At 55.6% G+C, this 14,613-nt stretch carries 12 protein-coding genes; 9 read left to right on the forward strand and 3 right to left on the reverse strand.

The window, feature by feature from the left end:
• Positions 1-18 precede the first annotated feature (18 nt).
• The 7 genes from nuoM to AP059_RS15190 all read left to right on the forward strand — a co-directional run bounded on the left by nuoM (position 19) and on the right by AP059_RS15190 (position 8,574).
• The gene (gene nuoM, locus AP059_RS15170; protein ID WP_048365287.1) at positions 19-1,551 is read left to right on the forward strand and encodes an NADH-quinone oxidoreductase subunit M; all 1,533 of its coding nucleotides are present in this window, start codon (positions 19-21) and stop codon (positions 1,549-1,551) included.
• A 7-nt stretch (positions 1,552-1,558) separates the two neighbouring features.
• The gene (gene nuoN / locus AP059_RS15175) at positions 1,559-3,028 is read left to right on the forward strand and encodes an NADH-quinone oxidoreductase subunit NuoN (protein WP_048365286.1); all 1,470 of its coding nucleotides are present in this window, start codon (positions 1,559-1,561) and stop codon (positions 3,026-3,028) included.
• 505 nt (positions 3,029-3,533) lie between these two features.
• On the forward strand, positions 3,534-3,668 hold the full coding sequence (locus AP059_RS22795; RefSeq protein WP_256209900.1) for a hypothetical protein: 135 nt from the start codon (positions 3,534-3,536) through the stop codon (positions 3,666-3,668).
• Positions 3,669-3,733: 65 nt separating this feature from the next.
• Complete coding sequence (locus tag AP059_RS15180) at positions 3,734-4,693, forward strand: class I SAM-dependent methyltransferase (protein WP_059764196.1); 960 nt, start codon at positions 3,734-3,736, stop codon at positions 4,691-4,693.
• A gap of 280 nt (positions 4,694-4,973) precedes the next feature.
• A complete protein-coding gene (locus tag AP059_RS22800) occupies positions 4,974-5,105 on the forward strand; it encodes a hypothetical protein (RefSeq protein ID WP_256209902.1) in 132 nt (43 codons plus the stop codon).
• 48 nt (positions 5,106-5,153) lie between these two features.
• Positions 5,154-6,386, forward strand: coding sequence for a YcaO-like family protein (locus AP059_RS15185; protein WP_059764197.1), 1,233 nt, complete (start codon positions 5,154-5,156; stop codon positions 6,384-6,386).
• Between the two features lie 88 nt (positions 6,387-6,474).
• Positions 6,475-8,574 carry a TonB-dependent receptor family protein gene (locus tag AP059_RS15190; protein ID WP_059764199.1) on the forward strand — a complete coding sequence of 700 codons (2,100 nt, stop codon included), beginning with the start codon at positions 6,475-6,477 and terminating at the stop codon, positions 8,572-8,574.
• Here the strand turns inward: AP059_RS15190 and AP059_RS15195 are convergent.
• The gene (locus tag AP059_RS15195; RefSeq protein ID WP_059764201.1) at positions 8,571-9,653 is read right to left on the reverse strand and encodes an AI-2E family transporter; all 1,083 of its coding nucleotides are present in this window, start codon (positions 9,651-9,653) and stop codon (positions 8,571-8,573) included. The genes AP059_RS15190 and AP059_RS15195 overlap by 4 nt on opposite strands.
• Before the next feature lie 161 nt (positions 9,654-9,814).
• Here AP059_RS15195 and trhP point away from each other — a divergent pair, with 161 nt between their 5' ends.
• A complete protein-coding gene (gene trhP, locus AP059_RS15200; protein ID WP_048365282.1) occupies positions 9,815-11,167 on the forward strand; it encodes a prephenate-dependent tRNA uridine(34) hydroxylase TrhP in 1,353 nt (450 codons plus the stop codon).
• Positions 11,168-11,271: 104 nt separating this feature from the next.
• Here the strand turns inward: trhP and AP059_RS15205 are convergent, their stop codons facing one another.
• Positions 11,272-12,000 carry a dienelactone hydrolase family protein gene (locus tag AP059_RS15205; RefSeq protein WP_059764203.1) on the reverse strand — a complete coding sequence of 243 codons (729 nt, stop codon included), beginning with the start codon at positions 11,998-12,000 and terminating at the stop codon, positions 11,272-11,274.
• A gap of 59 nt (positions 12,001-12,059) precedes the next feature.
• Positions 12,060-13,964 (reverse strand): molecular chaperone HtpG, encoded by a 1,905-nt coding sequence (htpG, locus tag AP059_RS15210; protein ID WP_059764206.1) that lies wholly within the window; start codon positions 13,962-13,964, stop codon positions 12,060-12,062.
• A gap of 335 nt (positions 13,965-14,299) precedes the next feature.
• Between htpG and AP059_RS15215 the strand changes: the two genes are divergently transcribed.
• The gene (locus AP059_RS15215) at positions 14,300-14,569 is read left to right on the forward strand and encodes a hypothetical protein (protein WP_048365279.1); all 270 of its coding nucleotides are present in this window, start codon (positions 14,300-14,302) and stop codon (positions 14,567-14,569) included.
• The last annotated feature ends 44 nt before the right edge of the window (positions 14,570-14,613 follow it).

Here is a 14,613-nt window from a genome sequence, read left to right on the forward strand (position 1 = left end):
AAAGGAATTGAGCCCGTCATGATTCTGCCTTGGCTAATCCTGATCCCCTTTATCGGCGGCCTCCTGTGCTGGCTGGGTGAGCGTTTCGGCTCCACCCTGCCCCGCTGGATTGCATTGCTGACCATGTCCCTTGAACTTGCCCTCGGCCTTTGGCTGTGGTCTCAAGGTAACTATTCACTGGCACCCAACCCCGGCGTCGCTCCAACCTGGGCGCTTGAGTTCCAGCACACCTGGATCGAGCGCTTCGGCATCAGTGTGCACCTGGCACTCGATGGCCTGTCGCTGCTGATGATCCTGCTCACCGGCTTGCTCGGTGTACTGTCGGTGTTGTGCTCCTGGAAAGAAATTCAGCGTCACGTGGGCTTCTTCCACCTGAACCTGATGTGGATCCTGGGCGGTGTGGTGGGCGTGTTCCTCGCCATCGACCTGTTCATGTTCTTCTTCTTCTGGGAAATGATGCTGGTACCGATGTACTTCCTCATTGCGCTCTGGGGTCACAGTTCATCCGACGGCAAGAAAACCCGTATCTACGCCGCCACCAAGTTCTTCATCTTCACTCAGGCCTCAGGTCTGATCATGTTGGTGGCGATCCTGGGCCTGGTACTGGTCAACTTCAACAACACCGGCGTCATTACCTTCAGCTACGCCGAGTTGTTGAAAACCAAGATGTCGCTCACCACCGAGTACATCCTGATGCTCGGCTTCTTCATTGCCTTTGCCGTGAAGCTGCCGGTTGTGCCGTTCCACTCCTGGCTGCCGGATGCTCACGCACAGGCGCCTACCGCAGGCTCGGTCGATCTGGCCGGTATCCTGTTGAAGACCGCGGCCTATGGTCTGCTGCGTTTTGCCTTGCCGCTGTTCCCGAATGCGTCGGCCGAGTTTGCGCCGATTGCCATGACCCTGGGTCTGATCGGGATTTTCTACGGTGCGTTCCTGGCCTTCGCACAAACCGACATCAAACGTCTGATCGCTTTCTCCAGCGTTTCGCACATGGGCTTTGTACTGATCGGTATCTACTCCGGTAGCCTGCTGGCCCTTCAAGGCGCGGTGATCCAGATGCTGGCCCACGGTGTTTCGGCAGCCGCGCTGTTTATCCTCAGCGGTCAACTGTACGAACGTCTGCACACCCGCGACATGCGTGAAATGGGTGGGCTGTGGTCCAAGATCGCTTACCTGCCGGCCATCAGCCTGTTTTTCGCGGCCGCTTCGCTGGGCTTGCCGGGCACCGGTAACTTCGTCGGTGAGTTCCTGATTCTGATGGGCTCGTTTGCACACTTCCCTTGGGTTACGGCGATTGCAACGACCGGTCTGGTGTTTGGTTCGGTCTACTCGCTGATCATGATTCACCGCGCCTATTTCGGCCCTTCCAAATCGGACGCTGTACTGGCCGGTATGGATGCACGTGAACTGATCATGGTGCTCGGTCTGGCCGTACTGCTGATTTTCATCGGCGTGTACCCACAACCGTTCCTCGATACCTCGGCTGCCACCATGAATGGCGTGCAGCAATGGATCGGCACCGCCTTCACTCAACTCGCTTCGGCCCGGTAAGAGCGCTATGGAATTCACGATCCAACACTTTATCGCGCTTGCTCCGCTGCTGATTACCAGCCTCACCGTTGTGGTGGTGATGCTGGCAATCGCGTGGCGCCGCAACCACTCGCAAACCTTCCTGCTCTCGGTAGCGGGCCTTAACCTGGCCCTGCTGTCGATTTTCCCGGCGTTGAAAGTCGCGCCACTGGCAGTCACCCCGCTGTTGATGATGGACAACTTTGCCTATCTCTACATCGGGCTGATTCTGGCCGCGACGCTGGCCTGCGTCACGTTGGCTCACGCCTACCTCGGCGAAGGCGGCACGGGTTATCCGGGCAATCGCGAAGAGCTGTACCTGCTCATGCTGCTGGCTGCGACCGGCGGTATTGTTCTGGTCAGCGCACAACATCTGGCCGGTTTGTTTATCGGCCTGGAGCTGCTGTCGGTGCCGGTTTACGGTCTGGTGGCTTATGCCTTCTTCAACAAGCGTTCGCTGGAAGCCGGCATCAAGTACATGGTGCTGTCAGCCGCCGGCTCTGCGTTCCTGTTGTTTGGTATGGCTTTGCTCTACGCCGAAGCCGGTAGCCTGAGCTTCAGCGGAATCGGTCAGGCTCTGGCAGCCACTGGCGTACCTGCGCCCTTGGCCCAGTTGGGTCTTGGCATGATGCTGGTCGGCCTGGCATTCAAACTGTCGCTGGTACCTTTCCACTTGTGGACGCCGGACGTGTACGAAGGTGCTCCGGCTCCAGTGGCTGCGTTCCTGGCGACTGCGTCGAAAGTGGCCGTGTTTGCGGTAATGGTGCGTCTGTTCCAAATCACTCCGTCGGCCACGACGGGAGTGATGAGCGATGTGCTGACCGTGATCGCGATTGCTTCGATCCTGTTTGGTAACTTGCTGGCCCTGACCCAGAACAATCTCAAGCGCCTGCTGGGTTACTCCTCCATCGCTCACTTCGGCTATCTGCTGATCGCCCTGGTGGCGAGCAAAGGCATGGCCATGGAAGCCATCGGTGTGTACCTGATCACCTACGTGCTCACCAGCCTGGGTGCATTCGGTGTGATCACCCTGATGTCCTCGCCGTACAAAGGCCGTGACGCCGATGCGCTGTACGAGTACCGCGGCCTGTTCTGGCGCCGTCCGTACCTGACCGCGGTGATGACCGTGATGATGCTCTCGCTGGCCGGCATCCCGCTGACCGCAGGCTTTATCGGCAAGTTCTACATCATCGCGACCGGTGTTGAGGCTCATCAATGGTGGCTGGTAGCGTCCTTGATCCTGGGCAGCGCCATCGGCGTGTTCTACTACCTGCGTGTGATGGTGACCCTGTATCTGGTTGAACCAAAACTGCATCGCCACGACGCTCCGCTGAACTGGGAGCAGAAAGCAGGCGGCGTCATGCTGCTGGCGGTTTCGGTACTGGTGTTCTTCCTGGGCGTGTACCCGCAGCCGATGCTGGAACTTGTACAACGCGCAACCTTGGGCCTTATGGGCTAAACAGTAGTGGTTGACCCATACCCCGTGAAAGCCTGGCTTTCACGGGGTATTTTTTTGCTCACGGTCAGGGCTCACGCACCCGCTTCACCGGGTACAGCCCCACTCTCGACCAAGACGCATCCTTTTGTAGAGATCGATAAACCTTCAAATCACTAAACTGCCTTGCGTTGTCCCACCTATTTTTGCGATCCAGGCCACGCGTTTAAAACCGCAACCCCGCCAGTCGTATCAGCGCTTCCTATCTGTATACACCCCCTACCCCAATGGGCCTTGGCCACAGGCTGCCTACATCAACACCCACGTCTCACTGTTTAATAGCTTGGCGTGTCAACGCTATAAACATTTGTAAATATGTGCAGACAGGCAAACACACTTCTTAATCCTTCAGCAGGCACACCCACCCTTGCATTGACACTTTCTCTGCACCGCCATAAATTGATCCCGCAACTTGAAAGAGTCACTTAAACCATTCCCTACATTACCTCTAATAAAAAGGCACCTCATCATGGGCTATATGGCACGCGGCTTCATCGGAGCGGCACTTCCTGACAATGAACTTCAACATTCTGAAACCGAAGAACAACGAATTGAAGCATTAGAGCTTAGCGAAGAAGAAAAAGCCGAGTTAAACATCGAGTAACTCCCCAGAGGGGAAAGCGCGTGGCTTTCCCCTTTCGCGAACCTTCATACGGCAAGGGGACGACAATGCCTGATTCGGTTAATTGCAAGCTACTGGCCAATGAAGTTGCGCTCATACGTCAATTCCAGGCAATCAGCATCACACCGAGGAAAGCCTTGCGCTTTAACTCACCGCCAGGGCCCGAATTAAACAACCTGTTCTTCTTATCCGTGAATGATGTGACCTACGCAGGACGTAAACTTTTAACTCACTCAGACGAGCGCGGCTGGTATCAATCCAGTTGCCTGAAGCCTTCACAACTTTTAGGGCAACTTTTAAGCATGGCGTATACCGATCATGGTTTGGCGGTGCATTTCATTTCACTCGAAGACACTCAAAGGCATGAGCTTTTTAACGCCGCTGCTCAACACCCTGACAGCGAGGTTTATTTTCCTTTCCCGTTACTTGATAGCACCGGACAGGAGTGCACGCTCTCGCAGGAGCAATGGGCCTGTACCCCACAACTGGCGGGACAACTCGACAACGACGAGCAGCACTTTCGCGACTACTGCGCCTTTTTTTTACAGACCATGATTCAACCCGGCATGGTTATTTACGATCCGGCCTGTTCAACCGGCACGTTCATTGGATCCTTAGCCCAAGCCTTTCCTGAAGCACACTGCATTGGCTCCGATCAGTCGGCAACCATGATTGAGCACGCGCGCAACCGGTTTCCTGCGCTGGTCTTCAAACACATGGACGCTGGCCTGACGCAACTCGCAAGCCTGTGTGATGTGTTGATCCTGCGTTTTTTGAATGCAGAAGTTATTCACCGAGATGACGCCCACTGCGTGTTTAAACATATGGTCAACACGCTCAAACCTGGTGCCATGCTCATTGTATTTGGCCATACACCGGTCCTGATCAATGTACGTAATAGGGCTCAAGCTTTAGGGTTACGCCTGATATCGTCTTTAGCTGCGCGCCCTGGCCACACAGAACTGTTTGAGTTCTATGTAATGAAAAAGCCAGGCATGCACAACTAACGCCTTCACCCCATTAAACACACCCAACACTTACCAATAAGCACTGCACTTTTTTGCAGCACCCACCTCAGAAAATACCCTGATTACACACCTGACTTTAAACACACAGAGGGCAACACTCACGACAACACACGAACACTGAACAGAATATTACCCATCGCTTATTAACCTTTAACTCGCATTTGACAACCCAGAAGTGCTTACCTACATTCGCCCTGCGCGTGACATTACTGACACACGCAAACTCACCTGAGTCCGACAATTCCACGAGGTTAATAACATGGGTTATTACATGGCACTGAACGCACAAAAACTGAAAGAGCAAGATACCGCCGACACTGAAACAGGCCTGCCCTCTTTTGAACCTCTCGAACTTACCGACGCTGAAAAGTCGGAACTCGAGGCTGTGTAATTACTGCAAGAAGGGTGTTGCAAACGCCCTTCTTCACCGGAGACTTCCATGAGCGCACTCTCGCCCCCTGATGAACGTGAACTTTCATTGTTTGATGCTCATGTTCGTATTCATCAAGAACTGGCCAGCCTCGGCCTTTCCAGCACACTGCACGTCGCGGGCAACACGGTCGTCAATGCTCGTGTGCTCTTGAGTTCTTCAGACGCGAGCCGCCAAACCGGCGGCTCGGGCAAGGGTTACAAAGAAGCCGCCTGCACAGGGGCGTACTTCGAGGCCCTGGAGCACTACTTGACCGAGTTCCATGGCAAGCAAGCACCGATAGAGCTAATACCTGCACACCACTTCAGCCGCCGTGATTATTTAACCGATGACAGCGTTCTGGATGTTATTTACCAAGATCAGGACTCAACGCTTGCCTGCCGCCGCTATACCAGCCCATTGGATGACCACAGTTTTTGCTACCCGCTCGCCTTAAGCCTGCCAGGCTACTCAGAGGCCCCCGTCAACGGCGATACATTCAACTATGCCAGCTTGAAACGCTATTGCTGCAACAGCGGCATCGCCATTGGTGCGACCTGGAACGAAGCGGTCCTGCATGCCATCAATGAATGCCTGGAGCGCGACGCCCTCTCGCTGTTTCTGCTTCATCACTTTTACTATTTACATGACCACCCCTTGCGCATGCTCAACCGCCCTGCCGCCCACGAGCCTCTGTTCCAACTCTGGAGCGATGTAGAAAAGGAGTTGGACACGCAAGTCATCGTGCTGGATATCAGCAGTGAGTTTTTAGCGCGTACCTACCTTGCCTTCACTGTCCCCTGTATCCGGCCTGTGGGTCTGTTCGGCTCCGGTACCTCGCTATGCCCTGAACATGCGGTCAGTCGCGCGTTGACAGAATTGGCGCAAATGGTACTGGCCGTCCAGCAGCCGGACGTAGCGCGGCTGCTGCGCCTTCAAGACTGTCACTTGGCACCGTTCCCACGTTTGCAGCGCTGCCTTCAACTCGACACCGACGATTTGCTGGCACGTGCCGTGACTCACCGTGTGCAACTTCCCGTCCCTCAGCCCAAACAGCCCGTATCCGAACATATTCGCAGGCTGGCCGAGGATATTCGCAGTCACCAAAAAGAGCTGGGCGTCAGTGTCATGTACCACACCGCACTGGGTACGACACTGGCCAATGTGGTCATTCCGGGGCTGGAACGTTTTTACATCGTCACCAGTGGCAATGTCGTCATTCCGCAAGCGCGGGGTCTTCAACTGCATGAGCTTTATGGTTAAGGCCATCGGTACGGCGCTAACAGTTGCGAGTGATTCTCGGCTTGTATAGGCTGGCGCGCCCTCGCCAATCGACCTGGAATCTCCGTTAATGCGCTGCGCCTTTACTTCACTTCTACCTTTGGCGCTTGCTTGCGCTGCCCCCTCCTATGGCAGTGCGCTGGAACTGAGCGAGGTGCAAGTTCGCAGTGAAGAAAGTAGTGACCTGGAGGCCGCGCAGTCGGCACTGCGTGAAGTGCCCGGCGCCAGCAACCTGATTGATTTAACCCGTGTCGAAAACGGCCGCACGGCAAGCAACGTTGATGTATTGGCTTACCAGCCCGGTATCTACGCTCAATCAGCGGGCAATGATGGCGCCAAAGTGTCGGTGCGGGGTTCCGCAATCAACCGCGCGCCCGGCGCCCACGGTTCTGGCCTCTATGTCATGTTCGACGGCCTGCCGCTGACGGGCCCGGGCGGCACTCCCTATGAACTGTTCGAACCGTTGTGGTTGAGCCGCGCCGAAGTGCTGCGCGGCGCCAATGGATTCGGCGCCGGCTCGCTGGCCTTGGGCGGCTCCATCAACTACGTAACACATACGGGCTACGACGCTGCGCCGCTGCAAGTACGGTACGAAGCGGGCAGCTATGGTTATCGCAAACGCCAGATCAGCACAGGACAGGTACTGGGAGACCTTGATTACTACGTTTCGCTGACCGATTCCGACACTGACGGTTATCAGGATCACACGCGAGGCAGCAGTAAAGGCATTGCGGCCAACATCGGCTATCGCTTCAACCCGCAACTTGAGACACGCTTCTATCTGCGTTATCGCGAAACGGATAACGAACTGGCAGGTCGTGTGACCCAAGACCAGATCAAACATCACCCGCGCTCGGCCAACCCGGCGTATGTCAGCGGCGACTACTCGCGCCCACAACCGGGTAGCACCTGGCTGGCCAACAAAACCACGATGTATCTGGATGACGACTCGCAACTGGAGGCGGGGGTGGTTTATCACGACTACCCCATGGATCTGCGCGAAGGACCCAATCGATTGAAGGTGGCCTACACCGACGTCAGCGGCACGTTGAACTATAAACGGCGTGACACGTTGTTCGGGCTTCAAAGCGCAACCACTGTCGGTTGGCGTACAACCCGGCATTTACCCAATAGCGGTGCGTCGGAATATGTGCGCATCCCGCGTGACGCGACAGCCCGCTACGCGCCCGGCACCAAAATGCGCGACTTCAGCTATCAAGGGTCAGACACCGTGCTGCACGTCAGCAATGATCTGGAACTGATGCCTGACCTGTGGTTGACCACCGGCATGGCGCTGATTTATACCCGCCGCGAAAGCGACGTGAGCTACCCCGAAACCGGTGGCAAAGTGAGCCAGCATGATTGGGACTACGCGCCACGTATTGGCCTGCGTTATGAGCTCAGCCCAGACGTGCAGGTGTACGGCAACCTGAGCCGCTCGGTTGAGCCACCGCACCCGTGGTCATTGATCTGGAGTTCGCCTGCTCGATTCCCTGGTGGTAGCGGTCCGGCTACCGGTCGTCAAAGCACGCCCATCGCCATGAATAATCAAACAGCAACCACGCTTGAACTCGGCACCCGTGGCCAGTCCTGGATCGGACAGTGGGATTTGGCCTGGTACTACTCCGCTGTGCGTCACGAATTGCTGACGGTTGAAATCGAGCCGCTCATTGTCGGCGAGTACAACGCCAGCCCGACCGTGCACCAAGGGTTCGAAGCGGGACTGAACAGCGTGCTGTGGGAGCACGATGCGATCGGCAAGGTGTCTTTGCGTCAGGCTTACACCTTCAGTGATTTCCATTACCGCGACGATGCACGATTTGGCAGTCATTCATTGCCCGGTATCGCGCAGCACTACTATCAGGCCGAAGTGCGATACGACCACCCCCGAGGTTTCTATGCCGGGGTAAATACCCAAGCGGCCTCGCGCATAGCCGTGGATTACGCCAACTCGTATTACGCCTCGTCTTACACCCTGTTTGGCGCCAGCCTGGGTTACGCCTCGCCCAAACAAGACTGGAGCACCTGGCTGGACCTGCGCAACCTGACTAACCAGCGCTATGCTGCCACGGTCACGCCAGGGTATGACGACAACGGCAAAGACGCTGCGCGCTCAACCCCAGGCGTTGGCATGGGGGCTTATGTCGGGGTGTCATACAGCTTTCGTTAATTGCCCGGCTCGATATCAGCGGGCAGTCGCACTTTACGGCGTGTACCGCTGAACAACCCCCAGCTGGAGAGGAACAACGCGGCAATCAACGGCCCGATCACAAAGCCGTTGAGGCCGAAGATCGCCATACCGCCCAGCGTTGAAATGAGGATAAGAAAGTCCGGCATCTTGGTGTCTTTGCCTACCAGGATCGGGCGCAATACGTTATCGACCATACCGATCACCAATACCCCGTACAGCGCCAACACCACACCTTCCCAGATCTGGCCCGTGACCAGAAAGTACACCGCAACCGGCGCCCACACGATGCCCGCTCCAACGGCTGGCAGCAATGACAGGAACATCATCAGCACCGCCCAGAACAGCGAGCTGTGGATGCCCAGAAACCAGAACATCAATCCGCCCAGCGCACCCTGAGTAATGGCGACTGCCAGATTGCCTTTGACCGATGCCCGCACCACGCGTCGCAACTTAAGCTGCAACAAGCGCTTTTGCTGCTCTGCCAACGGCACAGCATTGCGGATGAGGCGCACCATTTGCTGGCCGTCACGAATAAAGAAATACAACAGGTAGAGCATGATGAAAAAGCTCACCACCAACTCGAACGTGCTCTGACCGAAACTGAACACTTGGGTAGCGAAAAACTGGCTGCCTTCCAGCGCGCCCTTGGACACTTTCTCGCTCAGGCCGTCGATATTGCCCAGGCCAAAGCGATCCAGCCAGTCCTGCACAGTCGTTGGCAAAATGTCCTTGAACTGCATGACGTAGCTGGCGACGTTGATCTTGCCGCTTTGGACATCGCTGTAAAGCGTGGCCACTTCTTGTACCAGTAAAGCCGTGGTGATAATCACCGGCAAAATGGCGATTACGGTGCATATCCCCAACGTGGAAAATGTTGCGAGATTACGCCGCCCCCTGAGCTTGAGCAGCAACTTGCGCTGCAAGGGCGCGAACAAAATACCGAGAGCAACCGCCCAAAAAATTGCGCCATAAAACGGCAGCAGTATCCAGATAAAAGCAAGGGTGACTAGCGCCAGCAATAACAGCAGGGTTTTACGTTGCAGACTTGTTTCGTTCATATGCCGTCCATGTCGGTAAGGCGCAAATTGATCGGTTAGCCGCAGCTTAGTCCGCCAATATACCGCCGAGTGCCATTTTTGCTGCATAAAGCATAGATCCAGATCAACATTGCGCCGTTTGAGCTCGACTACCATCGCGCCCTTTTGCGAATGGCTCGACTATGTCCCTTGCACCGCCCGAACTCCTCGCCCCCGCCGGCACCCTGAAAAACATGCGTTACGCCTTCGCTTATGGCGCCGATGCCGTGTACGCAGGCCAGCCGCGCTACAGCCTGCGGGTGCGCAATAACGAATTCGACCATGACAATCTGGCCGTTGGCATCAAAGAAGCCCAAGCCCTGGGCAAACGTTTTTATGTGGTCGTGAACATTGCACCGCACAACGCCAAATTACGCACGTTCCTCAAGGATCTGGAGCCGGTAATCGCGATGGCGCCGGACGCGCTGATCATGTCAGACCCGGGCCTGATCATGCTGGTGCGCAAACACTTCCCGCAGATGCCGATTCACTTGTCTGTGCAGGCCAACACGGTGAACTGGGCCAGTGTTGAGTTCTGGCACCAACAAGGCTTGAGCCGGATCATTTTGTCGCGTGAACTGTCACTGGAAGAAATCGAAGAAATTCGCCAAAAAGTCCCTGATATGGAGCTGGAGATTTTCGTACACGGCGCGCTATGCATGGCCTACTCCGGCCGATGCCTGTTGTCCGGCTACATGAACAAGCGCGACGCGAATCAGGGCAGTTGCACCAATGCGTGCCGCTGGAAATACGAGGCCACACCGGCCACAGAGAACGAACTGGGCAATGTGGTGCAGATTGTAGAACCGCCGGTAGAGCCGACCCTGGGCATTGGCGCACCAACGGATGAGGTATTCGTGCTGCATGAGGCAAATCGCCCTGATGAGCCGATGGCTGCCTTTGAGGACGAGCATGGTACCTACATCATGAACTCCAAAGACCTACGCGCGGTGCAACACGTCGCACGCCTGACGCAGATGGGTGTTCACTCCCTGAAAATTGAGGGCCGCACCAAGTCGCACTTTTACTGTGCCCGCGCGACACAGGTGTACCGCAAGGCCATCGATGATGCGGTGGCAGGACGTGAGTTTGATCGCAGCCTGATGACCGACCTCGAATCATTGGCACAGCGAGGGTATACCGAAGGTTTCTTGCGCCGCCATGTGCATGACGAATACCAGAATTACCTGCATGGCAGCTCACTGTCACATCGCCAGCAATTTGTCGGGGAACTGACCGGAGAGCGTCGCAATGGTCTGGCAGAGGTCAAAGTCAAAAACCGCTTCGCCCTGGCTGATCATCTGGAATTGATGACCCCGCGCGGCAATTACCATTTTGATCTCGACCAATTGCACAACAGTGCTGGCTTGCCGATTCAAGTGGCGCCGGGGGATGGTCACACGGTGTACCTGCCCATTCCGGACCAGGTGGATTTGCGCTATGCCCTGCTGATGCGCGACTTGACCGTCACCGAGACCCTCGAACGCCCGGCTTGAATAAACACCTCTGTCGGTGCTGACGCGCTGCGCACTCAATCGCAGCCTGCGGCGGCTCCTACAGAGGACAGTAGGTGATGCCTGTGCGCAAAAGAGTTAGAGGCTCAGTCGCGGAACACTTCATCCAACAAGTTGTGCATCGCTATAAAGGCACGCTTTGCCGTCCTGGCGTCGTACATCATCTTGCCCGGTACGTTGGCGTGGGGATCTGTAAAGGAGTGCACTGCGCCGCCGTAACTGGTCAATTGCCAGTCCACCCCCGCCGCTGTCATCTCTGCCTCGAACGCAGGCAGTTGTTCGTTCGCCACCAACGGATCAGCAGCCCCGTGCAGAACCAGCACAGATCCCTTGATGCTGTTTGCGTCAATCGGGTTTGGCGTGTCCAGAGAACCATGGAACGAGATCGCCGCTTTCAATGGCGCCCCGCCGCGTGCCAGCTCCAGTGAGCAACAGCCGCCGAAGCAGAAGCCGAACGTCGCCAGTTTGCTGCTGTCGACTTGGGCGAACGAGGTATTGCGCAACGTGTCATACGCCGCCCACATGCGCTTGCGCAGCAAAGCTCGGTCATTTTTCAGCGGCATCATCGCAGCGCCCGCTTCGTCTGCATTGGCGGGGCGAATGCCTTGACCATACAAATCGGCAATCAATACGACATAACCCTGCTCGGCCACAGACTTGGCAATCTCTTGGGCCCCATCACTGATGCCCATCCAGTTAGGTGCCATCAGCAGGCCCGGCAACGGATCGACGCGGCTGGAGTCATAGGCAAGAAGGCCTTCGTAGGGTTGGCCATCAATTTGATAGACCACCGGTTGCAGCGTTATTGATTCCATCGAAAACTCCTGAATGCGAAACAAAAAAAACCCGCCGAAGCGGGTTTTTTATAGACGTCTTACGCTGACAACTCAACTAACAACTTATTTAGACGACGGACATAAGCCGCCGGATCTTTCAAGCTGTCACCGGCTGCCAGTGCCGCCTGGTCGAAGAGGATGTGCGACAGGTCGCCAAAACGCTCTTCGCTCTGCTCCGTATCCAGTTTTTCAATCAGCGGGTGTGCCGGGTTGAATTCAAAAATCGGTTTGGAGTCCGGCACTTTTTGGCCACTGGCTTCCAGGATTTGGCGCATTTGCAGGCCAAGGTCCTGCTCGCCGATGGCCAAAATGGCTGGAGAGTCAGTCAGACGGTGCGAGACGCGTACTTCACTGACGCTTTCGCCCAGTGCAGCTTTGATCCGCTCAACCAGACCTTCTTTAGCCTTGGCGACTTCTTCTGCGGCTTTCTTGTCTTCTTCCGAGTCCAGGTTACCCAGATCAAGATCGCCACGGGCCACGTCTACAAACGACTTGCCATCAAAATCGCTGAGGTAGCTCATCAGCCACTCGTCGATACGGTCAGTCAACAGCAGCACTTCGATGCCTTTTTTACGGAAGACTTCCAAGTGCGGGCTGTTTTTAACCTGAGCGTAGGTTTCACCGGTCAGGTAGTAGATCTTGTCCTGGCCTTCTTTGGCACGCTCAAGATATTGCGCCAGAGAAACCGTTTGCTCGCCACCGTCTTCGTGGGTCGAAGCAAAGCGCAGCAGGCCGGCGATTTTTTCTTTGTTGGCGAAATCCTCAGCCGGGCCTTCTTTGAGCACCTGACCGAAGTTTTTCCAGAAGCCCTGGTATTTTTCCGGCTCGTTCTTCGCCAGCTTCTCCAGCATGTCGAGCACGCGCTTGGTCAACGCGGACTTCATGGAGTCGATGATCGGGTCTTTTTGCAGAATTTCACGCGACACGTTCAACGACAGGTCGTTGGAGTCAACGACACCTTTGATAAAACGCAGGTACAGCGGCAAGAACGACTCAGCCTGATCCATAACGAATACACGCTGTACGTACAGCTTCAGGCCTTTAGGCGCTTCACGCTGGTACAGGTCGAACGGTGCACGGGCCGGAACGTAGAGCAGCGAGCTGTATTCCAGCTTGCCTTCAACCTTGTTGTGGCTCCACGCCAGCGGGTTCTCGAAGTCGTGGGCGATGTGCTTGTAGAACTCCTGATACTCCTCGTCTTTGACTTCAGTACGAGGACGGGTCCACAACGCACTGGCGCGGTTGACGGTTTCCCATTCCAGCGCAGGTACTTCTTCGCCTTCAGCCACGGTCTGCTCTTTAGGCAGCTCGATCGGCAAGGCAATGTGATCGGAATACTTTTTGATGATATTGCGCAGACGCCAGCCGTCAGCGAACTCTTCTTCGCCCGACTTTAGGTGCAGAACGATTTTGGTGCCGCGCTCAGGCTTGTCGATATTGGCGACTTCGAACTCGCCTTCGCCTTTGGAGGACCAGTGCACGCCTTCGCTTGCAGGTGTACCTGCACGACGGCTGTAAACATCCACTTTGTCCGCCACGATAAAGGCTGAGTAGAAGCCCACACCGAATTGACCGATCAGGTGCGAGTCTTTCTTCTGATCGCTCGAGAGGTTTTTCATGAAGTCGGCCGTGCCGGATTTCGCAATCGTACCCAAGTGGGCAATCACGTCATCACGGTTCATGCCGATACCGTTGTCCTCAAGGGTGACGGTGTTGGCATCTTTGTCGAAGCTCACACGGATCTTGAGTTCATCGCCGCCTTCCAGCAGTTCTGGCTTGGACAGCGCTTCAAAGCGTAATTTGTCGACCGCGTCGGAAGCGTTCGAGATCAATTCGCGAAGGAAGATTTCCTTGTTGGAGTACAGCGAATGGATCATGAGGTGCAGCAGTTGTTTAACCTCGGTCTGAAAACCCAGGGTTTCTTTTTGAGTGTCCACGCTCATTGTTATAAAGCTCCAATTAGATGGCATGTGCCACGCCCTAGAGGGTTGGCGGCGGGATGTCATAAAAGTTGGGGCTGACGGTGAAAATTCAAGGCCACAGCTCAAAACAACCCACCGCTACCTTTTACAGAATGTTGAACCACTGGCTCGACACGCTCTAAACAAGGCATCCGGGGTAGGCATCAGGTCATTTATTAATCTGCTTGGCTTGGCAGCCAGGGACTGCGTAGAATCCGCGCGCGGCATGCACTTATATATCTGCACGCCCAAGGAACTTAAGCTATTGGCCTGTGCTCAAACGGCCGGTAGATATACTCAATAAGGAGAAACACCCCATGCGTAAGACTTTCGCTGTTGCTTTGATGTTGGCTGCTTCCCTCGGTCTCGCTGCTTGCGACAAAAAATCCGAAGACAAAGCACAAGACGCTACTCAGCACGCTGAGCAAGCTCAAGAAAAAATGAATGAAGCACAAGACAAAGTGAACGAAGCTGCAAAAGAAAACGCTGAAGCCGCTAAAGATCAGGCTGAGTCGAACAAAGCAGCTGCTGAAGAAGCAGCTCCAGTTGCACCGGCTGCTCCAGAAGCCGCACCTGCTACCAAGTAATTCATTTACCTGGCTGCAAAAGAAAGCCCGCTTCGCGCGGGCTT

It is taken from the genome of Pseudomonas sp. TAA207 (assembly GCF_001529285.1).
GTDB classification, from domain to species: Bacteria; Pseudomonadota; Gammaproteobacteria; order Pseudomonadales; family Pseudomonadaceae; genus Aquipseudomonas; species Aquipseudomonas weihenstephanensis.